Source organism: Streptomyces paludis (genome assembly GCF_003344965.1).
GTDB classification, from domain to species: Bacteria; Actinomycetota; Actinomycetes; order Streptomycetales; family Streptomycetaceae; genus Streptomyces; species Streptomyces paludis.
Genome location: NZ_CP031194.1, coordinates 4,035,801 through 4,060,195, shown reverse-complemented (window position 1 = coordinate 4,060,195; position 24,395 = coordinate 4,035,801). Strand labels below are relative to the sequence as shown.

Genomic DNA, 24,395 nt, shown 5'->3' with positions numbered 1-24,395 from the left:
CGCTGGTGGGCGGTGCGCGATCTGCAACCGATATCTCCTGGACGGGGGTATGACCGCCAGGACCTTGCGGTTGGGCGAACTTGCTCACATCGTCGGCAGGCACAACAGTCCTCTCTCACCGCGGGGTGCAAGCGAGCTGGATGACCGTGAATCGGCAGACAACTTGATGTTGGTCTGTGCGGACGAGCACAAAGAGTTCGATGCAGTCGAAACTTTGGATGTTTTCACCGTGGGTGTTCTCAGAGAACTCAAACGCTCACACGAGGACCGAATCCGATACGTCACTGGGCTGAGCGCAGACCGCACAACCACCGTGCTTCGGATGGTTGGCCAGGTCCACGGCCACGAGGTCGAGCTGTCGAGGCAGACGGCGGCAACCGTCGTAGTCGCCGCGAAGCGGTACCCGCTGTTCCTGGAGTCGTACTCCCGGCACGGTATTGAGATTGACTTGCGGCCCCTACCTGGCGAGTCCGCCAGGCGGCCGGACGTGACGTGGAGTGCTGGGGACCGGAGCCGTTCTTACTATCGGCTCGCCACTGCAGTGATCGATGATGTGATCGAACACCAGTTGAAACGGGGGATCGCCAGCGACAATGTCAGGCACCTCAGCGTCTTCGGCTTCGCCCGGCTGCCATTGCTGATTCACCTCGGCTCGCGCCTTGATGACACGGTGCCTACCGAGATCTATCAGCGCCATCGCCACGACGAATCCTGGTGCTGGCAGGACTCGGCTCCAGTCGTTGATTTCGTGAGCCGTCTCGACCATGCGGCCCCGCACGGGCCTGATGAAGTTGTTGTGTTGAGCATCTCGGGCACTGTCAACCCGGCTGAGGTACCTGTTGAGTTGGCGGGCCTGCGCCGTTACGAAATCAGGCCCGCAGCAATACCTAGCGCTCCCGATGTCCTCGGGCACCGAAGCTCTTTGGAGAATTTTGTCGCCTGTGTCCGCACTTTCCTGGCCGATTTGGAGTCAGCCCCCACAACTATCCGTCGGCTCCACATGTTCCCGGCTCTCCCATTGTCCGCCGCCATAGCGCTCGGGCGTCTCCATCACCATCAAGTGCATCCCGAGCTGGCGATCTACGAACGATTGGATGGCAGATACTGGCGCACCTTGGATATCGGGCTCAGCACCGACAAAGGGGAGACTGAAGCTTCCGACGGGCCAGGATTCACGAGTGCTCAAGGAAGCGGTGTGCGGGCCCCCCATGCGCGTGCGGCAGCGCGCAGAGGTGTGTACCGGAGAGCTGCGTGCTCAGATGGGTGCCCAGAAGAATGACCAGGTTGGCGGCCACCGAGGCCACGTCGGCGGCCGAGCCGTGGAAAGTGGGCACCGAACAGCCGCGCGTGGGTACCATTTCGTCCCCCTCTAAAGGCTCCTGCCACAACGAGTGGTAGAGCTCCAACTGCGGATCGCCCAGGACTGCCGGCCCGGCCTGACGGTCGATGGCGGCCGGGCCGGCACTGTCACCGAGGGCTGACACGGCCAGGATGCCAAGGCTCCCGGTCCGTACATCGGTCGCGATCTGGGCAAGGACTGCACTACGGTCGGAGTGGCTGGCGAGCCCGTCAAGAAGGCGACTGACGGAAAGACTCACTGTGGCATCGATGACGACATCTGCTGTATTCACAGCCCGCGTGGCTGCTTCGAGCGAGAGCCACGGTATGACTTTCACGATAAGACGATCGCTGATATCGCTGAGGCGGCGAGCCAGTGCGTCAGCCTTGGCGCGGCCGATATCGTTCTCGGTGTAGTTCTGGCGGACGAGCAAGCCGCCGGTGACGGTTCCCGGGTCGCACAGGGTGATCTGAGCAACTCCGGCGCGGGCAGCAAATTCGGCTGCCCAAGATCCAATGCCGCCACATCCCCACACGTGCACGTTTTTGCCGCGGAATGAACTGACGGGCCGGCCGGTATCCCGTCGGGTCGTTACTGCCTGGCGTTCGTCGGACATCGTGCACCATTCAATGGGAGCCTCTAGGTCGACCGCCCTGAGGCTGAGAGGGACGGCGGCCGCACCATGCTGCCTCACCCGCTGCCGAAAGACGTTGGCGGTGGGCGGGGCTAGGCGACCTCCCAGCAGATGATGAGGTCCTCCCACTGGATGGGGCACAGCCACGACGAAGTACTGCGGGCTGTCCTGTGGACTCTTGGCAGCGCCGGCCGCGAGCGCGGTCAGAAAAGCTGCGGATCGCTCGGAAAGGTGCGAAAGCCGGGCCGTGTTCTGACCGAAGGACGGTGCGTTGAGGAGGGCGACCAACTCCGCGAGGGTGGTCCCTGCCCCGTATGGCAGATGAGTCGTGGAGGTGAGGACCGGAACCCGCATCCCGTCCTCACCCTCGCACTGATAGGTCAGGTCTAGTCGGTCTGATGTCCTGGGCTTCAACCATCCAGACTGGAGGCTCCGATCGGAGCCAGACTCGCGGACCACGATGGTCGGTGTGCCCGGAGTGCGGTGAAGAACCCCGCCTACGGCGTGATACATCGCTGTGGATGCATTGAAACGACCAGATGAGGCGTCCGTAAGCCAGTCCCAGAGCCTGTTGAGAACGGCGGTGATGCCGCCCGCCGGATCCCATTCACGGGAGGGATCCAGGTACAGGCACAGCCGTCGGCCTTGCAGCACATGCGGATGGCCGGCGAAACGGTCGTGACCTACCTCCACCATAGGAGCCTGTAGCGAGTCGTCCGATACGACCACGAGGAAATCTTCCTCGTCTTCCAGCGGCATCCCCGCTTCTTCTGCGGCCAATCCAGCGGTGCAAAGCCGGATCCCAAAGCCGACGAGACCGCCTTTGGTCGCTGCAGATTGATCGGTGACGCGCAGATCGTGTGGCTGCTTGGCAGCCAGAGACCGCAGGTCGTTCAGGACCTGGGTCTGCCACGGTGTCAGTCTCGTGGGGAGCGGCTTGCGTTTGGTCATCCCGCGCGTCCGGTCCTGGTAACCGTCGTGATGGCAGGTACCGGTACGAAGAACTTGGAACCGCCTGAAGTGACCGGTGCCTGGAAGCGGTCGCCGAAGACCTCTTGCCACAGACGAACGCTTTTCGCCGGATCGGTCTCCCTGTAGGCACTCTGGATCTGTGCCGCGTGGACGTGGATCCGCGCGCGGAAGTACGCGTAAGTGGTTTGGTCCCACCGGTGATCGAAGGTCACCCCCGAGCCCGAAGGGTCAGGGATAGAGGGCTTGAAGGGGCGCTGCTGGAGCCAGTCGTCGAGGTCGCTGACGATGTGGAGCAAGGCGGTGGGGACGTTGCCGTAGTAGCCGGGGTTGGCGGGCTTGGAGAACTCGGAGACCCGCTCGCCGAGCAGGGTGGTGAGGATGATCGACCTGGTGCCGGTGAAGGATCCCTTGTGGTCGCGCAGGTACTTCATCAGCCTGATGACCTTACGGAGATTGCCGTCCGCGATCGCGTCCTTCGCCTGCATCCAAGCCGTGAAGCCTGCCGGATTAGTGTCCTCCCACCGGTCCTCGTCCCGGTTCACGATGACCTCGCGACCGCTGGCGAGCCGGACGTAGGGAACGATGTCAACGTGCATCGAGTTCGCGTAGCTGAGCTGGACGCACCGACATTTGCGAGTGTGGGGCATGCCCTTGTAGGTGCTGTGCCGGTGGAGTGCCGCATAGACGCTTTCGATGTAGAGCTTAGGACTGTGCGCCCAGTCGGCGTTCTCCTTCATGTCGAGCATGAAGTCGGCGTCGAACTCCTTGTCACCAACCGGGTTGATGATGGTGCGCTGGGCCCACGAGCCTTGGGGCTTCTTGCCCCTGACCAGGTGGCCGATCTCCGCGTCAGCCTTGAGAACCCCGAAGATCGTATCGACTCGCACGTCAAGCAGGTTCAGCTTGGCATCGCTGAGATTGACCCGGCCCTTGAGGAAGGCGTCGAAGTACGTGGTGTGCTGCATTTTCCCTCGCTTTCATTGACGTCATTGAAAGCGTATCAGTCTGATGCCCCTTCAGGGGCCACGTTCACACGATCGGGTGATCTCCTCGCGCTCACAGCGGTTGGACTGGCATCGTGACGTGCTGTGATGCTCGAACTGGTCGGTCGCCGCCCCTTGCTTCGGAGGAAGCTGCGTGCTTTCGCTGACGCTGGCCCAGATCTTGTCGTCGACGCCAGACGACTGTGTTTCGCCAGCCCTCTCGACCTTGCTGCGGTTGCTGCACTTGCCCGTAAGGGGAGTACGGCCGGGCTGGGAATTGAACTGAGACTTCCGGCCAGCGCCGGCGTGGCGTCCTATGTCCAGCGCATGAATCTCATCGGGTGCCTACCACCTGAGACACGGATCGTTGGTCATCTGCCCTTCGACATCCGCAACGACCGCAGGTCCGTGTTGCTTGAGACCAGCCCCCTGACCGTTGACACGGTCGGGAACGTAGGGAAGCGGATTGGACGACTTGCCGAAGCCGCTCTGGGCGAGGCTGCCGGCAGGCGAGTCTCCCGAAGCGTTGGTGAACTCATCGACAACGCGGTCAGCCATGGCGCCGACTCATCGGCGGCGTTCATCGCCGCTCAGACCTATACCGGCAGGACGACCGGCGAACGGGGGCTGGAGGTGGCCATCTGTGACACCGGTGTCGGCGTACTAGGTCACCTGCGGAGGAACCCGATACACGAAGGGGTCATGACGAGCGTTGACGCACTGCGTCGGGCGCTAGAACCGGGCGTAAGCGGAACCGACGAACTGCGAGGTCATGGACTAACTGATGCGCTGGCCCAGGCGGGAGCCTCCAACCCCGCACGTCTCGTGCTGCGCAGCGGTGATGGACTTGTCCGTACTCGCCTGCGACCGGCCACCATTCGCGGATCCCGGAGGGAGTCTTCCCCCGACTGGGTAGAGGGCACTTGGGCGTGGTTGCGAGTAGCCCTCGCGCCATAGGCGCGCGTGCTTAAATTTGTTCAATGAAACCGACCAAGGATAAGCTGTCGTCCAGGTTCACTGTCCGTGACCGCGGCACGTTTCTCTTCACTCGTGATGACGGCGCCAGCACGCGTACTGCGCTGGAGACCCACGTCCGCGCATGCGGCTCGGCCTCCCTGTTGATCATTGACTTCACGGGCGTCACGGCGATGACGAACAGCTTTACCGACGAATTCCTCGGGAAGTTCTACCTCTCGTTGGCCGCGGGTGATAGCGGCGTCGCAGGTGTCCACCTGGTCGGGTTGGATGAAGAGACACGTGATGCAGTTGCTGTCTGCCTGGAGCGGCGCAAGCAGATCGCGGTAGACGGCGACAAGGGTCTCCTTCTCGGAGACGTGACACTGCTGGCAGACACATACGAGCATGCACGTCAGCTCCGTAGCTTTCGGGCGACCTCTCTCGCCGAAGCCATGGGCGTCTCGCCATCCAACGCGAACAACCGGCTGAAGCGTCTGGTCGAAGCAGGGGCTCTCAAGCGTGAACGTACTACCGGCCCCGATGGCGGCGGCAAGGAGTTTGTGTACACCTTGCCTGGGGCCTCTCGGGACGAGTAGAGCCGGAGGGCCCCGGACGTTCAGCAGTGCGACGAACAGCTTGAGGGACGAGTTGCCGGAAGGCATTGGCACGGCAGTCCGTGCCTCTCGGACTCTGGGCAACTCCACCGCGGCCTACGTGACGTCCAGGCCCACCACGTGATCTTCGCCTGGAACCGCATCGGCCTGCCCTACGCCACACAGGCCACGCTCACGGCCGCCGCTACGACCGTCATCTTCGGCCCCAACCCCACCACCACCGAGAGGAGCACCGCAGACCGTGTGGAAACTCCCTGACTCCCTAGCCCGGCGCTTCCCCCTCGTCGCTCGCCCCCGCCCGACCTACCTCCCCCTTCCCCAGCGTGTACAGGCACTGTCCGAACTCGCCAACACCGCCATCAATCAGAACAACCCGAGCATCGCCTCCACGGTCTACAACCAGGCCGCCCTGCTCGCCTCAGACGTCGGCACCCTGGCCATCGCCCGCACGATGTGCCACCAGCACACCACCGCCTACCTGCACGCCGCCCCCTTGAACGCGACGGCCGCGATCCGCGCCCTCGAACCCGTCGTCAACGTCGGCCGCCTCCAGCTCCGAGCCAGGCAGGCCGATGACGCCCGCCACCGCCTCCTGATCCTGTTCAACGCCGCCACCACGGCGAACTCCATCCAGGTCGAGGGCATCGCCATACCCGCGGACCTCGTAGCCACCGCCGCCGACCGCCACGACGTCCGCACCTGGCTGTGAGAGCGTCCTCCCCGCCGACGGCACACGCGCCCTAACCACCGCTGGGCGCTGGGCCGAGGCGCTCGTCCACGTCGACGACCGCCAGGTCGCCGTCCTCGCGGCCCTCACCGCCGGTGACGCACCCGCCGCTGAGGACCTCTTGTCCTGCACAGAACCGGGCCAGCCGTGGGAGGACGCCGTTACCAACTGCCTGACTGTACTGACCCGCCGGGCCGCCGGCCAGCCGTTCCATCGCCATCTGCGGGACCTGGTGTCCAACTGCCTCGACCGCGCGGCCGAGCCGGGCATGACCGTCTTCAACACCCGGCTCGGCCTCACAGCACTGGACGCAATCGCCTCCCCCGAAGACCCGGCGGCGCGACTGGTGGTCGCGGACCTGCACCGCCGGACAATGAAAACGACCGACGGGTACGCGGCCCGGGAGATCCTCGTGCACCCCTCGCTCACCGCCCTCGCGACCGATTGAGAAGCGCGGAACTGCCGTGCTCTCCTCCATGCCTGCGCGCTCGGCGTGGGCGCGGTCCCCGCCCATCCTCACGACGAGATGACAACCGCAATACACGTCAGCGACCGCGTCATCCGCAGCAGCGTCGCAGCCTCTACGGGGACCAGTTGCCGTACTCGCTGAGGCTTCCACCCGAAGAGAGCTGGGCACCGCCGCATCCGTCAGCGAAGTACCGATGCGGCATCCAAGCCAACTCTCGGACCGGCCAATGCAATCCTCCCAAGGGGAAGCGGCATACGCCCCGCGCCCAGTCCGATCAGCTCACCCCACCCAGCAGCCGCCGCACGCGCTGTGCTCGACGCCCCCTACGCCCGGGAAATCCTCCATGACGCCCTGCCGGGCCAACACACTCCGAGATCGGCCTCGTTGGCATGCCACAGCAGTCGGAGAGAAGGCTCCTGGACTCGGCCCGTGGGCAAGAGCACGCCGAGCACCAAAGCAGTTTTGCAAATTCTTCGACATCAACTAAAGTCGAGACTGCACTGAAATGCTTCGATGCGTAGTCCGACCCTAGGAGTCGTCCGCATGAGTATGCCTTCCTCACAGTGGGCGACCGACGTGTTCGGCAAGCAAGCAGCAGCTGTACGCCTCGGCGTCGGGCAGGGCCTTCGCAACATGCAGGCCAACGCACAGGCCGCACAGGAACAAGCCGCATCCCGTACCACCCGCACGTACGGCACCAGCCGATATGAGAACCAGTACGAGCGGCTGCAGGACGAACTCAAGGATTTGCCCGGCGCCCGCGCGGTCAAGCCGTTCGGGTTCTCTTACGAGCTGATGCTCATCGGCAACGGGCTGCTCTACCCGTTCCGGTACTCCAAGACCAAGTCGGACGTACGCACCGCGCGCATCCCCAGTGAGTCCCAGCTGGTACAGGAGCTCTTCACCTTCGCACCGGCGCCGAAGCACACCCAGGACCCGTTCGACCTCGACTTCGGACCGGCCGTCCCGACCGCCGAACCGCGCGGTGCTCTGGCGACCGTCCCGCAGGGCACCCAGCTGATCCTGGTGCCCTTCGCCTGCAACGCCTCGGAGCTTCTTGAGGCGTACTGGGGCATCGCGGCGCTCGGGATGAACCGGCAGCTGGAATGGGCCACCGATCCAGAGCCGCTCCACCTGCCTCAGGCGGTCACCTCGTACACCCTGCGGCCGATCAGCATTCCGAACCAGGTCACCGCACACACCAGCTTCGCCGACGGAACCGAACCCACCCTTACGCTGTCCTCTCGTACGGCCTCGGACCAGGCCCTGCACGTACCCGCGCAGACTGAGGCAGAACCCGTCAAGGACCAGACCAGCGAAGGCGATGCGACCCATTAAGCAAGACCTCATTCCCGGTACGGAAGAACGAGGCGCCACGCCACGTGCCGTTTCCGACGCCTTCGATCCCACCCGGCTGACACAAGCCCGTCGGCTGGCGGAGATGACGAAGAAGGACGTGGCCGCCCAGCTCGGGGTGACGCCTGCCGCCGTGGGTCAGTACGAGACAGGAGTGTCGAAGCCACGACCTGACTTGATCCCCCGGCTCGCGGAGATCCTCGGAGTTCCGGTGACGTTCTTCCTGCTGGGAAGGCCGGCCAATCGACTCGACGCTTCCATGGCGCATTTCCGAAGCCTGCGCAGCACCCCGAAGTCCCAGCGAGAGCGTGCGCTCGCCTTCGCCGAGCAGGTCTGGGAGCTCACGTACGCGCTGGAACAGCGGATCCAGTTGCCTATCGTCGATCTGCCCGGTTTCGCCGGCGGGGAGGTTCACCCCGGCGAGGAGTTGTCTACCGACCCCGCGTCCGCCGCCCGCGAACTGCGCAGGCGCTGGGGCCTCGGCGACGGCCCTGTCACGCACCTGGTGAGGCGGATGGAATCTCACGGGATCGTGGTGGTCATGCCACCTGCCAATGATCCTTCCGCCGCGAGCGTGGACGCCTTTTCCACCCGGGCCGCGCGGCCGCTCGTCGTTCTGACCGCCAACCGGGCCGATGACATCTACCGACACCGGTTCACGGCTGCCCATGAGCTGGGCCACCTTGTGCTCCACGGCGATGCCACCGGTGACAGCCGTCAGGAGAAGCAGGCTGATGCCTTCGCCGCCGAGTTCCTGACCCCCCAGGACAGCATCCTGCCGTTCCTGCCACGGCGAATGGATCTTGCACGCCTGGCCGAGCTCAGGGGAATCTGGGGAGTCTCCCTCCACTCGCTCGTCTACCGATGCCGCGAGCTGGGGCTGATCTCCGACGCCACCGCCAGCAGGACGTATCAACGCCTACGCGCCCTCGACGGCCAGCCGGGCTTCACCGCCGAATCAGTCTCGAACTTCCCCGGCGAGCGGCCTTCGCTGCTTGGGCAAGCCTTCGAGCTGGCTGCCAAGGAAGCGAGCCTCTCGGTTCCTCAACTGGCACATGAACTGGCCTGGACAAGCGCGAGGGTGCGGGACTTGCTGGGTGTCCAGGAACAGAGGCCGGTGCTCCGCCTGGTCCAGTAGCGGTCTCTACGCCGACCCCACCGCGCCCGCCGTAACGAAATGTTCAGACTCATGGCCGCGAGCATGCCACCCGTCACCGACGGAACTCACCTCGCGACTGCTGCTGATTCGTTCAGCAGCAGTCGCGAGGCGATCCCGTCTCTCCCGACCGCGGAGGGGGCGTGCCATAACGTGCCAGTAGGAGCGGTAAACAGCGGTCAACAAGGGTTGCGCCGACGCAGCCTGAACGGCACCGTCAGCGGGCGTATTCGCAGGTCAGGACCTACACGCCTACCCGAGTACCGGGTGATTCCCAAGCTCAGAGCGCGAGTTCGATTCTCGTCACCCGCTCCAAAGAAGAGCCCCAGGCCAGCGGCCCGGGGCTTCGTTGCTGCCTAGACCATTTCTTGTCCGGCCAGCCCTCCACCAGCCTTTCTGCGCCGAACTCCTCGAATGGCGAGACGCGTTTCCTGTGAACTGGGTCACACGGGTGTGGGGTGTTGCGGCATTGCGAAAGCGATGCGGCTGCCCGCAAACCCCGCCGGGAGCGTGGAGCGGAGACAGAACCGCTGTTGCTGAACGGTGCCGCCTCCGCCACAACGCGACGGACGTGGCCGCCACGACCTCAGCCGGAGTGCTTCCGCGTCTCCGCCTGGGCCTGCTCGGCTGCTTCGCCGCGCTGCTGCCGGACTTCGGCTTCGATGCTCTTCGCGAGCTTGCGCTGGTGCTTCTTCTTGGAGTGCTGGTAGATCAGCTGTGCCTTGGGGCTGGACTGGCCCGCCCGGACCATGAGGTCCTTGAGCTTCGCGCCCGAGTCCGCCGCCAGGGTGTTGCCGGTGTGGCGGAGATCGTAGAAGCGGAAGCTGTCCGGCAGGCCCGCCGCGGTCCGCGCCTTGCGCCACTTGCGCCCGAAGGATGACCGGCGCAAGGCGGCTCCGCGTTCTCCGACGATGAGCAGTCCGTCCGGTTCCTTCTCGGCGAACCACTGAAGGTGGCGGCGCAGCTCGGGCGGCGCCGGGAACTAGGCAATGAGACCCGCCGGGCACAGACCCAGCGCAAGCTCGCCAGCATCGTCAAGGCATGTGAAGTTCCCCCCGCGAACTGGACAGCGGGTGTTTACGCTGCCGGGGCGAGGCTCTGCCTGAGCAAGGATCTCGTTTCGAACGGGGTGACGTACCCGTAGTCGGGGTGCCGACAGAGCCGGCTGCGGTTGTACTCGACCTCGACGTAGCGGAAAATGTCGGCCCGGGCGGCCTGGTGGGTCTCCCACACGGTCGTACCGGTCTCCGCTTTCAGGAGGGCGAACCAGCTTTCCGCGGCGGCATTGTCGTAACAAGAGCCGACGCGCCCCATCGACTGCCTCATGCGCAACGTGCTTATTCCGCTGCGGAATTCGTCACTCGTGTACTCGCTGCCGCGATCCGTGTGCATGACCGCCACGCCCGGCCGCCATCCGCAAGGCGGCGACCGGCAGCTCGGCGCGGTGGTGGTCGGCCATCGCCCAGCCGGCCACCTCCCGCGTCGCGAGATCGATACAGGTCGCCAGATACAACTTCCCTTCCAGCGTGCCGAGTTCAGTCATATCACCGACGAGCCGCATCCCGGGCCGGGGCGCGGTGAAGTCCCGGTCGCAGGGCGGCGTGGATCCGCGGGGCCCTGCGGCACCGCGAGATCCGGCGTGAAGCACTCGGATCTCGCCCACCAGCACCTCCTCGGCCCGCTCCCGCACCGTCCGGGCGGGCCGCGACGCCCTGCGCGCGTGGGAGGCGGAACCGGGGCACTCCCCGCACACGGCAGAGAAACGCAACGCTGTGACCTGAAGAATTACCCTCCGGCGCCTTCTCCGCATCGATGAAACGACACCGCGCCACGGTGTCTACCTCATCCTGTCCTGAGCGAAGAAGGCGGTCGCTTTTCCCACGGTCCGCGCTGGTCAAAGCCCCGGCGGGTCCCTCACCGCGGTCGGCCTTCGCCTGCTTCACCCACCCGCGCAGCCCTTCCGGACTCACTCCCAGATCCCTCGCGACCTCGGTGACCGTCTTCTTTGAGGACAACACCAAGGCGACCACGTCCCACTTGAACTCGGCCGCGTACCGCTTACTCATGCCGCTCTTACTGCTCACTACCTGTGACTGCTTCCTCCGGGACCATTCGTCCCAGTATCAAGCTGTCCGGCCAGCTCTCCGCCTCCACCGACCGTGCCGGACTGCGCGTGATCCAGGCATCGTTGAGCCAGCCGTCGGTCACCGTGCACGGCGCCTCCGGCGACCGCTCCACACTGCGCTTCCCCATGTCCACGCCGTACAAGACCGTTCCCGCCGGTACGACCAGGGAGAGCGTGGTGAGCCGCGTGTTCAGCTCACCACGATCCTGCGGAATCTGCTCAGTGCCAGCCCCATGAAGGCGGCGGTGATGACGAACGCGCACACCAGGGCGTACGGCAGCGCGTTGACGACCGGCCACGCTTCGCCGAGCGGGATGCCGGCGGGGGGCGGGTTGCCGAAGAGTTGCCGCACGGCCGTGGCCGTGGCCGACACCGGGTTCCACTCGGCGACCGTACGCAACGGGCCCGGCATAGTGGCCGTGGAGACGAACGCGGAGGAGACGAAGGTGACCGGGAACAGCCAGATCAGGCCGGCGCTTTGTGCCACCTCCACGCTGCGCGCCATCAGTCCGATGGTGGCGCCGACCCAGGACATGGCGAACGCGAAGAGCAGGATCAGGAAGTAGGCCAGCGCGGCTTCGGGCAGCGATGTCCCGATACGCCAGCCGACCAGCAGACCGCACAGCGACGTGACGGCCAGGGTCACGACGCTCATGATCAGGTCGGACAGGGTGCGGCCGAGGATCACCGCCATGCGCGGCATGGGCAGTGAGCGGAACCGGTCCACGATCCCCTTGTCCATGTCGTTGGCCAGCCCGAGCGCCGTGAAGGCGGCGTTGAAGGTGACGGCCTGGGCGAAGATGCCGCCCATCAGGAAGGTGCGGTAGTCGGCGCCTCCGAGGCTGCCGCCGAAGACGTACGCGAGGAGCAGGACGAACATGACCGGCTGGACGAGCGCGGCGATGACCGAGCCGGGTGTGCGCCGCAGATTGAGCAGGTTCCGCCAGGCGATGATGCACGCGTCGCGCGCCACGCGGTTCATGGGCGGCGCCCGGTGGCGAGGAGTTGGACGGTCTGCTCGGCGGGTGTCTCGGCCGAAGCGTCCGGTGGGGATCCGGCCGGCGGGTACTCGTGTTCTTCCGGCGGCCCTTGCGGACCGGTGGCGGGTTGTCCGGTCAGTGCCAGGAAGGCGTCGTCGAGTGTGGGAGGCGCGAGTTCGACTTCCTGTACGGCTATGCCCGCCAGCCGCAGGCAGCTCAGGGCGTGCTCCAGTGTCTGTGCCCCGCGCTCGGTGGCGACGGTGAACCGGCCGGTGCGGGTGTCGAGTTCGGGTCGGTGCGGACCGAGGGCGTCGAGCACTTCGTACGTCCGCGTGTACGCCTGCGAGTTCCCGACCGTCAGGGTCAGCCGCTCGCCGCCGACCCGTGCTTTGAGCTGGGCCGCCGAGCCTCGTGCGATGACCTTCCCTTGGTCGATCACCACAATGGAGTCGGCCAGTTGGTCAGCCTCCTCCAGATACTGGGTGGTGAGGAGCACGGTCGTGCCGGCCGCGACGAGTTCCTGGATCGACACCCATGTGTCGGCCCGGCCTCGTGGATCCAGGCCGGTGGTCGGCTCGTCCAGGACCACGACGGCGGGGCGGGCCACGAGGGCACCCGCGAGGTCGAGCCGGCGACGCATGCCGCCGGAGAAGGTGCCGCTGGGTTTGTCCGCGGCGTCCTCCAGCCGGAACCGGGCGAGGAGTTCGGCCGCCCTGCGTCTGGCGGTCGAGCGGCGCATGCCGTAGAGGCGGGCTACGAGGTACAGGTTCTCGCGTCCCGTGAGCTTCTCGTCGACGGCCGCGTACTGCCCGGAGAGGCCGAGGTTCTCACGTACGCCCTCCGGGTCTTTCAGTACGTCGCGGCCCGCCATCCAGGCCCGGCCGCTGTCGGGGCGCAGCAATGTGGACAGGATGCGGACCGTGGTGGTCTTGCCCGCACCGTTCGGGCCGAGTACGCCCAGGACCGTCCCGGCGCTCGCTTCCAGGTCGACCCCGGCCAGGGCCTTCTTGTCACCGAAGCGTTTTGTCAGCCCCTCGGCGCGGATCGCGTGACCGTGGTCCTGGCCCGTGAGGCGGGTGGGCCGTTGCGGGGGTGGCATCGGCGCCACGGGGGGCATCGGTGAGGACGTCATCTCAGCCTTTCTTCGGCGTGCGGCAGGCGACGGGTGGTGGTCGCGGTGGGGTCAGACGGCCGCGATGCGTGCGCTCCTGGGAGTGAGGTCGGTCCAGTTCTGCTCGACGTAGTCGTGGCAGGCGTCTTGGGCTGCCGGGCCGAAGACCTCTTCCCAGCCGGCCGGGAGTGCGGCGAAGGAAGGCCACAGGGCGTGCTGGCCCTCGTCGTTGACGAGGACGCGGTGCTGGGTGCGGGGGTCGTCGAACGGGTTTGTCATGACGCTTCTCCTGGTGTGGTGTGGTGTGTGGCGCGCAGGGCTGCCGCCACGGTGGCGCCGATCTGTTCCCGCGCGGCGGGCTGCATCATCTGCGCGTGGGCGCAGGCCACGTCGTGGTTCTCGATGTGGCCGGTGATGTACGGCGCCCAGAGGCCGAGGCCGAAGGTGTCGCGGGGACGGCCCTCGGTGGCGGTGAAGAAGAGCGCGGGTCCCTGGAAGACACGCGGGGTGTAGACACGCATCAGCCGCGCCTGGCCGGCGAAGTTGTCGACCATCGCGTCGATGGTGACGGGCTCCAGCGCGCCGAGCGGGCTGCCGATGCGGCGGAACTCCTCGCGCACGGAGGCCGCGTCCACGGCTGCCGCTCCGTCGAGCGCGGCTGCGTCGACGCCCAGGTTGCTGAGCAGCGCCCGGAAGACGGTGTCGCGGCCGGCGCTGTCAAGATCGTCGAGGGGCGCGAGCGGGAACGCGTCCAGGATGGCGAGCAGCGCGACCCGCTCGCCGGCCTCCTGGAGCTGTACGGCGACCTCCTGGACGAGGTTGCCGCCGAAGGACCAGCCGAGCAGGTGGTAAGGGCCGTGCGGCTGCACGCGGCGCAGCTCGGCCACGTAGACCGCGGCCATCTCCTCCATGCTGTCGGGGAAGGGAGCGGTGCCGTCCAGATTCGGGGTCTGGAGACCGTACATGGGCTGGTCGGAGTCCAGGTGGGGCAGCAGCCCCGCGTACGACCAGGCGAGGCCGCCCGCCGGATGGACGCAGAACAGCGGCGGCCGGGCGCCGGTGGTGCGCAGCGGGAGCAGCGTGGTCAGGGAGCTGCCCTCGGTGGCGTTCCCGTTTCCCTCCCGGAGACGCTCGGCGAGGGCGGCGACGGTTGGCGCCTCGAAGAGCGCGCGGATGCTCACCTCCACACCGAGGGTGGCGCGGATCCGGGCGATGAGCCGGGTGGCGAGGAGGGAGTGACCGCCGAGCATGAAGAAGTCGTCGTCGATGAGAACCTGTTCGACGCCGAGGGCTTCGGCGAAGAGGGTGCAGAGGATGTCCTCGCGGGGGTTGCGGGGCCCGCGGGCGGTTCCGTCGGTCCGTGGCGCGGTGACTGGGACGGGCAGTGCGGCGTGGTCGAGTTTGCCGTTGGCGGTGAGCGGGATCGTGCGCAGGATCGTCCAGGCGGACGGGACCATGTAGGCGGGCAGGTGGCGTGCGGCGTGCGCGCGTACGGCTGCGAGGTCGAGGGTTGCCTTCTCGTCGGCATCGGCGGGAACGAGGTGGGCGACGAGCCGGATGTCCGCGCCGTCGTCCGCGCCGTCCGGCCCCGGGACGACGACCGCCTGCGCGACGTCGGGGTGTGCACGCAGTGCGGCGGCGATCTCGCCGGTCTCGACCCGGAAGCCGCGCACCTTGATCTGGCCGTCCGTACGGCCGGCGAACTCCATTCCCCCATCCGCGGATCTCCGTACGCGATCCCCGGTGCGGTACATCCGGGTGCCGGGGGGACCGTAGGGGTCGGGCAGGAAGCGGGCGGCGGTTTCGCCGGAACGGCCGAGGTAGCCGAGGGCCAGGCTGTCACCGGCGAGGTGGAGGTCCCCGGTGACTCCGGTCGGTACGGGCCGCAGTCCGTCGTCGAGGATCCGGATCCGCGTTCCGCTGACGGGCGTTCCGAGCACCGGCCGCTCGGAGTGGACGAGTTGGGCGGTCAAGGTGTCGACGGTGGCTTCGGTAGGCCCGTAGAAGTTGCGGGCGTCCAGGCCGGGGACCGCGCGCAACTCGGCCCAGAGCGCGGGCGGTACGGCCTCTCCACCGAGGATCAGGACGGCGGGGCGGTGGTCACCGTCGAGCAGGCCGGCGTCGAGGAGCTGGCGCGCGTGGCTGGGCGTGGTCTCCAGTACATCGAGCCTGTGTGCGCGTACGGCGGTGACGAGCCCTTCGGGGTCGCGCCGGGTGAGGTCGTCGGACAGGTGCAGCTCGTGCCCGTCGATCATCCAGAGCACCGGGTCCCACGAGGCGTCGAAGGACAGGGCGGCGGTGAGAGCGGCTGTGAGCCGGCTCCGGCCGGTACGGCGTACGGCGGGAGCGAAGAGGTCCCGCCGGTGGTGCTCCAGCAGCCGCGCCAGGGAGCGGTGTGCGACGAGAACCCCCTTGGGCCGCCCGGTGGATCCGGACGTGTGGATGAGGTAGGCGGCGTCGTCGGGGCCGGGTGTACGGCGACCGGTGCCGCCACCCGGAACTCCGCTCTCGGCCACGTCCACCGGCTCACCGGCTCCTTCGTCCGCGCCGAGGATCAGCCGGGGACTCCCCGGCGGGATCAGGTCGCCGGTGGACGGCGCCGTCAGGACCAGGCGAGGACGGGCGTCGTCGAGGATCGCCTCGACGCGTGCCGCGGGAAGGCCCGGATCGATCGGCGCGTAGACGGCGCCCGCCTTGAGCACACCCAGCAGCGACGCGATCGAGTCCGTCGAACGGGGCAGCAGCACCGCGACCACGTCGCCGGGCGCGACGCCCGCCGAGGTGAGCAGCCGCGCGACACGGTCCGAGCGGGCGGCCAGTTCGGGGAAGGACAGCCTGCCGTCGGGCGCGTTCACGGCGATGTCGCCGCTGCGGGAGCGTGCCACCGTCCTGGCGAAACGGTCGAGCACGGTGTGCTCGACGGCGGGTGGTACCTCGGTGTCGCCGATGAGTGACGCCTCCTGCGCGCTGCCGTACAGCGGCAGATCGCGCACGGGCGTCGTGGGCTCGGCGACGGCGGCGTCCACCAGGTGGCGGAACCAGTCGGCGATCCGCAGTGCCGTCGACTCGTCGAACAGGTCGCGGGCGTACTCCAGTGTGCCGTCGAGCCGTTCGCCGTCGTCGCTCCCGGGCCGTTCGGTGAAGCTGAACGACAGGTCGAATTTGGCTCCGCCCGTCTCGACGCCGTCCATCGTGGCGTGCAGTCCGGGCAGGTCGAGCTGAGGCGTACGGGTGTTGTTGAGGGTGAGCATGACCTGGAAGAGCGGGTGGCGGCTCAGTGAGCGGCTGGGCCGGACTTCCTCCACCAGGCGTTCGAAGGGCAGTTCCTGGTGGGCGTACGCGGCAAGATCCGTCTCCCGTACCTCGGCCAGCAGCTCGCGGAAGCCGGCCGAGCTGTCAAAGCCGACCCGGAGCGGAAGGGTGTTGACGAAGAAGCCGACGAGTCCGTCCAGTCCTTCATCGGTGCGCCCGGCGACCGGTGTGCCGATCGTGACGTCGTCCCCCGCGCCGATCCGGCTCAGCAACGCCGCCAGCGCGGCGTGCAGGACCATGAAGGTGCTGGTGGCGGACTGCCTGGCCAGCGCGGCGACGGCGCGGGCCGTGCCGACGGAGAGGCCGACGCCGACCGTGCCGCCGCGTCCGGTGGACCGTTGGGGCCGGGCCCGGTCGACGGGCAGCGCGGTCTCCTCCGGGGCTCCGCGCATCTGACCCGCCCAATAGGCGAGTTGACGGGCAGAGAGGGAGTCGGCCTCGTCGTCGGCGCCGAGGAGGGCACGCTGCCAGAGTGTGTAGTCGGCGTACTGCACGGGCAGCGGAGCCCAGTTGGGGGTTCGGCCTCCCGCACGGGCCGCGTAGGCGCCGGCGAGGTCCTGGGCCAGGGGGCCCATCGACCATCCGTCGGCCGCGATGTGATGGACCGTCAACAGAAGTACGTGCCGGTCGGCAGCAAGCTCGAACAGCTCCGCTCGCAGCGGTATCCCGGCCGACAGGTCGAACCGCCGGGCAGCCGACGCGCGCAGCGCCCCGTTGAGCATGTCCTCGTCGGTCCCGTCGTGCGCCGTTCCGACGGCCTGGGCCAAGGGCGTCACGGGCATTTCGGGGCGTGCGTCGCCCGGGTCCAGTACGGCCTGGAAGGGCTCGCCCTCGTTCTCCCGGATCAGCGTGCGCAGGCTCTCGTGCCGCGCCACGACGTCGCCGAGTGCGGCGCGCAGCGCGTCGCGGTCCAGGTGCCCGGTCAGCCGTACGGCGATCGGTATGTGGTAGGCGGCGTCCGAGTCGGCGTCGTCGGACCCCATGCAGTGCAGGAACCACAGCCTGCGCTGGGCCGGTGACAGCGGTGGCCGGGCCGGCCGGGAGGCCCGCCGCAGGGCGGGGCGCGCGGCGCCCGCGTCGTCCAGCCGCTCGGCGAGCGCGGCCGGGGTGGTCGCCTCGAAGAGGGTTCGCACGGACAGTTCGACACCGAAGGCGCCCCGGATACGGCCGATGACGTGGACGGCGAGGAGCGAGTGGCCGCCGAGTTCGAAGAAGTCGTCGTCGCGGGAGACCTCTTCGCGTTCCAGGCATTCGGCGAAGAGCGCGCACAGGATCTCCTCCTGTGCCGAGCGCGGCGCGCCGCTGTCCGGTCGGTCGATGCCGTCCCGCTCGCCCTCCGCAGCCGTGTGCGGCAGCGCGTCGAAATCGACCTTGCCGTGCACGGTCAGCGGAAGGCCGGGGACGGGCACGATCGATGACGGCACCATGTACTCCGGCAGCCGCTCGGCGACGAAGGCCCGCAGCGCACGAGCGGCCGGCCGCTGCCCGTCGCAGGGGACGACCCAGGCGACGAGGCGTCCCGCTCCGGCGACGTCAGTCCGCACCGCGACGGCGGCCTGGACCACGTCGCTGTGGCGCAGAAGCGCCGCCTCCACCTCGCCGGTCTCCACCCGGAAGCCGCGCACCTTGGTCTGTCCGTCCGCCCGGCCGACGAATTCGAGTCGTCCCTCGCGGCGCCGGACCAGGTCGCCGGTGCGGTACATCCGGGCGCCGGGAGCACCGTACGGGTCGGGCAGGAAGCGGGCGGCGGTGGCACCCGACGCGTTCTCGTACCCGCGGGCCAGCCCCGCGCCCGCGAGATACAGCTCACCGGTCGCGCCGGGCGCCACGGGCTGCAGCCGCGCGTCGAGCACTCGTGCGCGGGTGTGGGCGACCGGTCGGCCGATGTGCGGGCGGGTGCCCGCCGAGATCCGGCCCATCACGCTGTCGACGGTGACCTCGGTGGGCCCGTACAGATTCCACACGGCCACGTCGCGCAGTGCGCCGAGTTCGTCCCAAAGCGTGTCGTTGACGGCTTCTCCGCCGAGCGCGAGGACCCGGGGGCGCGGCCTGCCCTGGGCGAACAGTCCGCAGGCGCGCAGCTGCTCGAAGAAGGAGGGGGTGGTCTCGACCACGTCGACGGAGCGGTGGTGGAGGAAAGCGGTGAGCGCTTCCGGATCGCGCCGGGTCGCGTCGTCAACGAGATGCAGTTCGTGGCCCGCGACCATCCACAGCAGCGGGTCCCAGGACGCGTCGAAGGTGGTGGCCGCCGTGAGGGCGACGCGCAGCGGGCGGCCGTTGTTCGCGGCCTCCGCCGGGCCCATCAGCCTCTCCCGGTGGCTCGCGAGGAGATTCGACAGCGAGCGGTGCTCGACCACGACACCCTTGGGCCGGCCGGTGGAGCCGGAGGTGTAGAGGACGTACGCGGCGTCCTGCGCGCGCGGCGGTTCGGGCAGCAGGCCGGCCGGGTCCTCGGGAGACGCCTGCTCGTCGAGTTCGAGCCTCGGGTGCGTCGTCCCGGGCAGCGCGTCGCGTGTCGCGCGTGTGGTCAGCACGAGCCGTGGATCGGCGGTGTCGAGGATGAGCTGGTTACGGGCGCGGGGATGGGCGGGGTCCAGCGGTACATGGACGGCCCCGGCGCGCAGCACGCCCAGCAGGGCGGCTATGTACCGTGCCGTCCGGGGCAGCGCGACGGCCACCCGGTCGCCGCGTTCCACGCCCGCCTCGGACAGGGTCCTGGCGAGCCGCTCGCTGTGGGCCAGCAGTTCGCCGAAGGTGAGGGAGTCCGCCCCGTCGACCACGGCGGTACGGCCGGGATCTGCGGTGGCCCGCGAAGTGAGGATGTCCGTGATGGTCCAGTCGGGCCCGTGCGCGGGCGAGTTGAGGAGCATCCCGGAGGAGGTGGACGGCTCGGCCGTCGCCCTCGGCAGTTCGTCGACGGCGGCCCTGCGCTCTTCTCCCGACAGGAACACGGAGTCGGTCACAGGCTGGTCCGGACGCTCCACCAGCGTGCTGAGGAGCGCGCCGAAGTGAGTCACGAACCGTTCGGCCGTCCTGCGGTCGAAGAGATCCTCGGCGAATTCCAGTTCACCGGTGAGACCGCTGGGTTCCCCTTCGGCGTCCTTGAGCTCGGCCAGGTCCCAGGTGAGGTCGAACTTCGCGCCGGACCGGCCGATCGACGTGTCGTGCCGGAGGGTGAGGTCCGCGAGTGAACCGCGAGCGCCGGGCGCGTTGTTGAGGCTGAGCATCACTTGGAACAGGGGGTGTCTGGACGACGAACGGGACGGCCTCAGCTCCTCCACCAGCCGCTCGAAGGGCAGGTCCTGGTGGGCGTAGGCGGCCAGGTCGGCCGCGCGGACACGTCGGAGCAGCTCGTGGAAGTCCGGGTCGCCGGAGGTGTCGGTGCGCAGCACCAGGGTGTTGACGAAGAAGCCGACCATGTCGGCCAGCGCGTCGTCCGGGCGGCCGGCCACCGGGGTGCCGACGCTGATGTCCTCACCGGCACCGAGCCGGGTCATCAGCGCGGCGAGCGCGGCGTGCAGGACCATGAAGGTGCTGGTGCCCGACTCCCCGGCGAGCCGTGCGAGGGCGCGATGGGTGACCGCGTCGATCCGGACCGGTACGGCCCCGCCCCGGCCGGAGTGCCGGGCAGGTCGCGGCCGGTCGGCCGGGAAGGTCACCTCGGGCGGGAGACCGTCGAGCACGGCGGACCAGTGGGCGAGCTGTCCCTCGGCGAGGGTGCCGGCCTGGCGGGGGTCCCCGAGGAGGTCACGCTGCCAGAGCGTGTAGTCGGCGTACTGGACCGGCAGCGGCGTCCAGTTGGGCGCCTTGAGATGGCGGCGGGCCTCGTACGCGTCGGACAGGTCGCGCAACAGCGGGCCCATGGACCAGCCGTCGGCGGCTATGTGGTGGAGCGTCAGTACCAGGAGGTGCTCGTCGGCGGTGTCCGAACCCGGGTAGCCGGTGAACAGTTCTGCCCGCAGGGGCGGTTCGGAGCCGAGCGGGAAGTCGGAGTCGTCCGGTCGCACCGGGTCGCCTCCGGCCGGGAACGGCCTTGTCACCAGCGGGACGCCGGCCTGCTCGACGGGCAGCACACGCTGGTGGGGCCCGTCCTCGTCCTCCCCGAAGACCGTTCGCAGGCTCTCGTGCCGCCCGATCACATCCCCCAGGGCCTCCGCCAGCGCGGCACGGTCGAGCCGCCCGTACAGACGCAACGCGATCGGCAGGTGGTAGGCGGTGCCTGCCTGGCCCATCCGGTCCAGCAGCCAGAGCCGCTGCTGGGCGAAGGAGAGCGGCAGCCGCGCGGGGCGCGGCTCGACGGCGGCGACCGGTGGCCGTACCGGAGCGCTCGTGTCCAGGGCGGTGACCAGCCCGGCGGGAGTCGGGTGGTCGAACAGCGCCCGGATGGGCACCTCGGAGCCGAAGCGGTCCCTGACACGGCTCACCAGCCGGGTCGCGAGCAGGGAATGACCGCCCAGGAGAAAGAAGTTGTCGTCCCGCCCGACGGCCGGCACCTCCAGGCACTCGGCGAAGACGGCGCACATCGACTCCTCCTCGGGGGTGCGCGGCGCGCCGCCGCGTGCGGCGAGCGGGGTCGCGGCCGGGAGGAGGCCGGTGTCGAGCTTGCCGTTGGGGGTGAGCGGCAGCCGCGGGAGGACGGCGTACGCGGTGGGCACCATGTGCTCGGGCAGCAGCTCGACGAGGGCGTCGCGCACGGCGTGGAGGCCGGACGCGTCGTACTGATCGAACGCGTTGGTGTCCACGGCCTCGTCGTCCCGGTCAGGCCCGGTGACCAGATAGGCGGCGAGCCGTTCCGTGCCGTCTGGTGACGGGCGCAGGACGACCGCCGCGTCCCGCACCCCGCTCAGTGACCTCAGCGCCGACTCGATCTCGCCGGTCTCCACCCGGTAGCCCCGGATCTTGACCTGGCTGTCACCGCGCCCCAGGAACTCCAGCGCGCCGCTCTCGCTCCACCGCGCGAGGTCGCCGGTGCGGTACATCCTCAGCCCCGGCGGGCCGAACGGGTCCGGCAGGAACCGCTCGGCGGTCAGTCCGGGACGCCCCGCGTACCCGCGTGCGACACCTTCGCCGGAGACGTACAACTCCCCCGCCGCGCCGACCGGAAGCGGATGCAGGGCGGTGTCCAGCACGTACGCGCGGGCGCCGGCGACCGGGCGGCCGATGACGGGGCTGTCGCCCGCGATACGTGAGGTGACCGCGTTCACCGTGGTCTCTGTGGGGCCGTAGAAATTGAAGACCACCAGATCGTGGTGGGAGGCGAGTTCGTTCCACAGCCCGTCGTCGACGGCCTCGCCGCCGAGCGCGATGACCCGGGGCCGGTGCGCGGGGGCGGACAGCAGTCCGGCGGCCATCATCTGCCGCAGGTAGGTGGGGGTGGTCTCGATGGCGTCGATCCGCCGCTCGACCAGGAAGTCCACGAGCGCCTGGGGGTCACGGCGCGTCTCGTCGTCCACGATGTGCAGTTCGTGGCCCGCGACCATCCACAGGACCGGGTCCCAGGAGGCGTCGAACGATGTCGCGGCGGTGAGTGCGACACGCAGGCGGCGCCCGAGGGACTGCTCCGCGTGCGCGTGGGCCTCACCGCGGTGGTGCTCCAGAAGGTTGGCCAGCGAGCGGTGTTCGACCACGACACCCTTGGGACGGCCGGTCGAACCGGAGGTGTAGATGACGTACGCGGCGTCTTTCGGTCCCGGCATGGCCGTATGTACGGGCCGGCCGGCGGGCTCGGCCACCGGAGCAGCGGGGTCCACCAGCGGCAGCGTGCGCCCCGGATCAGTGGCGGCGGCCGTGCCGGTGGTGGCGACCAGGGCCACCGGCCGGGAGTCGGCGAGCATGAACGCGACGCGGTCGGCGGGATAGGACGGGTCCAGCGGCAGATAGGCGGCGCCGCAGCGCATCACCGCGAGCATCGCCACCACCAGGTCGGTGGAGCGCGGCAGCCCGACAGCCACGCGCGTACCGGGTCCGGCGCCGCAGCCGCCGAGTTCGGCCGCGAGCGCCGACACACGCGCGTCCAGCTCGGCGAAGGTCAGACGGGTCTCCGCGCACACGACAGCGGTGTCATGCGGCGTCCGCCGCGCCTGCTCGGCGAACTGTTCGGGAAGCGTGCCGGTCCGGGATCCCTCCCGCGGCTCGGCCGCGGGTTCTCCCGAGCCGAGCCCGATGACCCGCCGGCGCTCGTCTTCGGGAACGATGGGCAGCGCGCCGAGCTGGCCGGTGGGGTCGTCGGCGAACGCCTCCACGAGCCGCCACAGGGCGTCGTGGTGCTGCTCCAACTCGCGTGCGGTGTACAGACCGGGATTGCCCAGCAGGTCGATCCGCAGCCCGCCGTCCGCGTACGACGCGTGCACGGCGATCACCAGGTCGTCGACCGGACCGACGGAGAGGTTGTGCAGAGTCGCGGTGTGCGGGCCGAAGCGGAGCCGGTCGTCGAACGCGAGGACGTTGACGGACGGGCCTGTCAGGGGCTCACGGGCGCCGATGGGTGCACCGCCGGAACCAGTGGCGGTGGAGCCGTCCTGCCTGCGGTCGCGCAGGAGGCCCTCTGACGGGTAGCGCTGGTGCTTGAGCACCCTTCTGGCCTCGGCGGAGGCCCGCTTGGCGATGTCCGCCACCGTGTCGGAGGAAGAGATCTCCAGCCGCAGAGGCAGGACGTTGGACAGCATGGTCGGAGTGGTGCGGGCGACAGCGGTACGGCGGCCCGTCACCGGCAGCCCGAGGATGACATCCCCCAGTCCGCGGCTCCGGTGCAGGTAGACACCCATCGCGGCCATGAAGAAGGTCGGCCAGGCCACGCCCGCGGTCTTGGCCGCCGCGCGCAGACGCTCGCTGCGAGCGGTGTCCAGCTCCCGCCGCACGGCGAGGAACCCGTGCCCCGGACCGGCAACCGTCGTGGAGCCGTCGTGCAGGCTCGTCGGAGCGGGGGCGCCGTCGAAGTGGTCAGCCCAGTAGCGCCCGTCCTCCGCGTACTTGTCGGAGGACCTGTAGGCGTTCTCTTCGTCGATGACGGGACCGAGAGGGGCGGCACGCCGCTCCACCGGCTCGTCGGGGGCAGTGGCCAGGTGGGTGTAGACCTCGGCGATCCGGGCGAGCGCGAGAGCCGCGCCGTACCCGTCCAGCGCGAGGTGGTGCACCTGCTGGTGGAAGAGATGGTGTGCCTCGGCGAGCCGGTACAGCGTCAGCCGCACCAGGGGGCCAGTGGCGATGTCGGCGGGCCGAGCGAGATCCGCCTCCATCAGGCGCTGAGCCTCACGCAGGGGCTCCGGATGGCCGGAGAGATCGACCAGAGGAACGTCTATTCGAATGTCCGGGTGGATTTCCTGGAAAGGAACGCCGTCGTGTTCACCGAATGTCACCCGCAGGGCTTCCGACTCCTCGCTGACATGCCGTACGGCTCTGCCGAGGAGCATCGTGTCCAAATCGCCCCTTACGTCAGCGTATTCGGCGATGTTGTACGCCGGATTGGCCGGATCGAGCTGCTGCGCGAACCACAGGCCGCGCTGCGCGGCAGTGAGGGGAAGAGTGCGAGTGGGATTGTTCGCCGAAGTGGGGTCCTGCGATGCGGTCACGCCGTTTTCACCTTTGCACTGGGCCTGGGAAGCGGCTGGGGAAATGAGGGAAGCCGCAGGGCAGGGCTGAGAACAGGGCCGGATCGGTCCGG

The 24,395-nt window shown here is 68.7% G+C and carries 15 protein-coding genes and 1 pseudogene; 6 read left to right on the top strand and 10 right to left on the bottom strand.

What is annotated here, in order from left to right; genetic code table 11:
* The first annotated feature begins 49 nt into the window (after positions 1–49).
* A complete protein-coding gene (locus tag DVK44_RS17945; RefSeq protein WP_228447227.1) occupies positions 50–1,279 on the top strand; it encodes an SAVED domain-containing protein in 1,230 nt (409 codons plus the stop codon).
* On the opposite strand, the gene DVK44_RS17940 is transcribed toward DVK44_RS17945, so the two are convergent.
* Together DVK44_RS17940 and DVK44_RS17935 are read right to left on the bottom strand one after the other, a co-directional pair.
* Positions 1,173–2,924 (bottom strand): ThiF family adenylyltransferase, encoded by a 1,752-nt coding sequence (locus tag DVK44_RS17940; RefSeq protein ID WP_114660559.1) that lies wholly within the window; start codon positions 2,922–2,924, stop codon positions 1,173–1,175. The two genes, DVK44_RS17945 and DVK44_RS17940, sit on opposite strands and share 107 nt — an antisense overlap.
* Entirely contained in the window at positions 2,921–3,910 is a 990-nt protein-coding gene (locus tag DVK44_RS17935; RefSeq protein WP_114660558.1) for an SMODS domain-containing nucleotidyltransferase, read from the bottom strand. Before DVK44_RS17935 ends, DVK44_RS17940 begins: the two co-directional genes overlap by 4 nt.
* 998 nt (positions 3,911–4,908) lie before the next feature.
* Between DVK44_RS17935 and DVK44_RS17930 the strand changes: the two genes are divergently transcribed.
* From DVK44_RS17930 to DVK44_RS17910, 5 genes are all read left to right on the top strand, one after another.
* On the top strand, positions 4,909–5,481 hold the full coding sequence (locus tag DVK44_RS17930) for a MarR family transcriptional regulator (RefSeq protein WP_114660557.1): 573 nt from the start codon (positions 4,909–4,911) through the stop codon (positions 5,479–5,481).
* A gap of 259 nt (positions 5,482–5,740) precedes the next feature.
* Positions 5,741–6,208: a hypothetical protein gene (locus DVK44_RS37805; protein ID WP_331461608.1), complete on the top strand. Its 468-nt coding sequence runs from the start codon at positions 5,741–5,743 to the stop codon at positions 6,206–6,208.
* Between the two features lie 139 nt (positions 6,209–6,347).
* Complete coding sequence (locus tag DVK44_RS37800) at positions 6,348–6,674, top strand: hypothetical protein (RefSeq protein ID WP_331461607.1); 327 nt, start codon at positions 6,348–6,350, stop codon at positions 6,672–6,674.
* Positions 6,675–7,238: 564 nt separating this feature from the next.
* Positions 7,239–8,033 carry a hypothetical protein gene (locus DVK44_RS17915; RefSeq protein WP_162793921.1) on the top strand — a complete coding sequence of 265 codons (795 nt, stop codon included), beginning with the start codon at positions 7,239–7,241 and terminating at the stop codon, positions 8,031–8,033.
* A complete protein-coding gene (locus tag DVK44_RS17910) occupies positions 8,020–9,189 on the top strand; it encodes a helix-turn-helix domain-containing protein (RefSeq protein ID WP_114660555.1) in 1,170 nt (389 codons plus the stop codon). Before DVK44_RS17915 ends, DVK44_RS17910 begins: the two co-directional genes overlap by 14 nt.
* 604 nt (positions 9,190–9,793) lie before the next feature.
* On the opposite strand, the pseudogene DVK44_RS17905 reads toward DVK44_RS17910, so the two are convergent.
* From DVK44_RS17905 to DVK44_RS17865, 8 genes and pseudogenes are all read right to left on the bottom strand, one after another.
* Positions 9,794–10,177 (bottom strand): annotated as a pseudogene (locus DVK44_RS17905) (tyrosine-type recombinase/integrase); the annotation flags it as partial.
* A gap of 107 nt (positions 10,178–10,284) precedes the next feature.
* A complete protein-coding gene (locus DVK44_RS17900; RefSeq protein ID WP_162793919.1) occupies positions 10,285–10,533 on the bottom strand; it encodes an IS3 family transposase in 249 nt (82 codons plus the stop codon).
* A gap of 31 nt (positions 10,534–10,564) precedes the next feature.
* Complete coding sequence (locus tag DVK44_RS36435; RefSeq protein WP_228447638.1) at positions 10,565–10,768, bottom strand: DDE-type integrase/transposase/recombinase; 204 nt, start codon at positions 10,766–10,768, stop codon at positions 10,565–10,567.
* On the bottom strand, positions 10,752–11,273 hold the full coding sequence (locus DVK44_RS37915) for a transposase (RefSeq protein ID WP_114665239.1): 522 nt from the start codon (positions 11,271–11,273) through the stop codon (positions 10,752–10,754). Before DVK44_RS37915 ends, DVK44_RS36435 begins: the two co-directional genes overlap by 17 nt.
* A 249-nt stretch (positions 11,274–11,522) precedes the next feature.
* Positions 11,523–12,314 carry an ABC transporter permease gene (locus DVK44_RS17880; protein WP_114660551.1) on the bottom strand — a complete coding sequence of 264 codons (792 nt, stop codon included), beginning with the start codon at positions 12,312–12,314 and terminating at the stop codon, positions 11,523–11,525.
* Positions 12,311–13,411: an ATP-binding cassette domain-containing protein gene (locus DVK44_RS17875; RefSeq protein ID WP_114665238.1), complete on the bottom strand. Its 1,101-nt coding sequence runs from the start codon at positions 13,409–13,411 to the stop codon at positions 12,311–12,313. The genes DVK44_RS17880 and DVK44_RS17875 overlap by 4 nt, the downstream gene beginning before the upstream one ends.
* Before the next feature lie 84 nt (positions 13,412–13,495).
* The gene (locus DVK44_RS17870; protein ID WP_114660550.1) at positions 13,496–13,702 is read right to left on the bottom strand and encodes an MbtH family protein; all 207 of its coding nucleotides are present in this window, start codon (positions 13,700–13,702) and stop codon (positions 13,496–13,498) included.
* Positions 13,699–24,303, bottom strand: coding sequence for a non-ribosomal peptide synthetase (locus DVK44_RS17865; protein WP_114660549.1), 10,605 nt, complete (start codon positions 24,301–24,303; stop codon positions 13,699–13,701). Before DVK44_RS17865 ends, DVK44_RS17870 begins: the two co-directional genes overlap by 4 nt.
* Between the last annotated feature and the right edge of the window lie 92 nt (positions 24,304–24,395).

Coding starts and splice junctions, on each gene's coding strand:
- DVK44_RS17880 (WP_114660551.1), bottom strand. CDS start 12,314: ATGAACCGCGTGGCGCGCGACGCGTGCATCATCGCCTGGCGGAACCTG.
- DVK44_RS17875 (WP_114665238.1), bottom strand. CDS start 13,411: ATGCCACCCCCGCAACGGCCCACCCGCCTCACGGGCCAGGACCACGGT.
- DVK44_RS17945 (WP_228447227.1), top strand. CDS start 50: ATGACCGCCAGGACCTTGCGGTTGGGCGAACTTGCTCACATCGTCGGC.
- DVK44_RS37915 (WP_114665239.1), bottom strand. CDS start 11,273: ATGAGTAAGCGGTACGCGGCCGAGTTCAAGTGGGACGTGGTCGCCTTG.
- DVK44_RS17900 (WP_162793919.1), bottom strand. CDS start 10,533: ATGAGGCAGTCGATGGGGCGCGTCGGCTCTTGTTACGACAATGCCGCC.
- DVK44_RS17910 (WP_114660555.1), top strand. CDS start 8,020: ATGCGACCCATTAAGCAAGACCTCATTCCCGGTACGGAAGAACGAGGC.
- DVK44_RS36435 (WP_228447638.1), bottom strand. CDS start 10,768: ATGCGGCTCGTCGGTGATATGACTGAACTCGGCACGCTGGAAGGGAAG.
- DVK44_RS17870 (WP_114660550.1), bottom strand. CDS start 13,702: ATGACAAACCCGTTCGACGACCCCCGCACCCAGCACCGCGTCCTCGTC.
- DVK44_RS17930 (WP_114660557.1), top strand. CDS start 4,909: ATGAAACCGACCAAGGATAAGCTGTCGTCCAGGTTCACTGTCCGTGAC.
- DVK44_RS17935 (WP_114660558.1), bottom strand. CDS start 3,910: ATGCAGCACACCACGTACTTCGACGCCTTCCTCAAGGGCCGGGTCAAT.
- DVK44_RS17915 (WP_162793921.1), top strand. CDS start 7,239: ATGAGTATGCCTTCCTCACAGTGGGCGACCGACGTGTTCGGCAAGCAA.
- DVK44_RS17940 (WP_114660559.1), bottom strand. CDS start 2,924: ATGACCAAACGCAAGCCGCTCCCCACGAGACTGACACCGTGGCAGACC.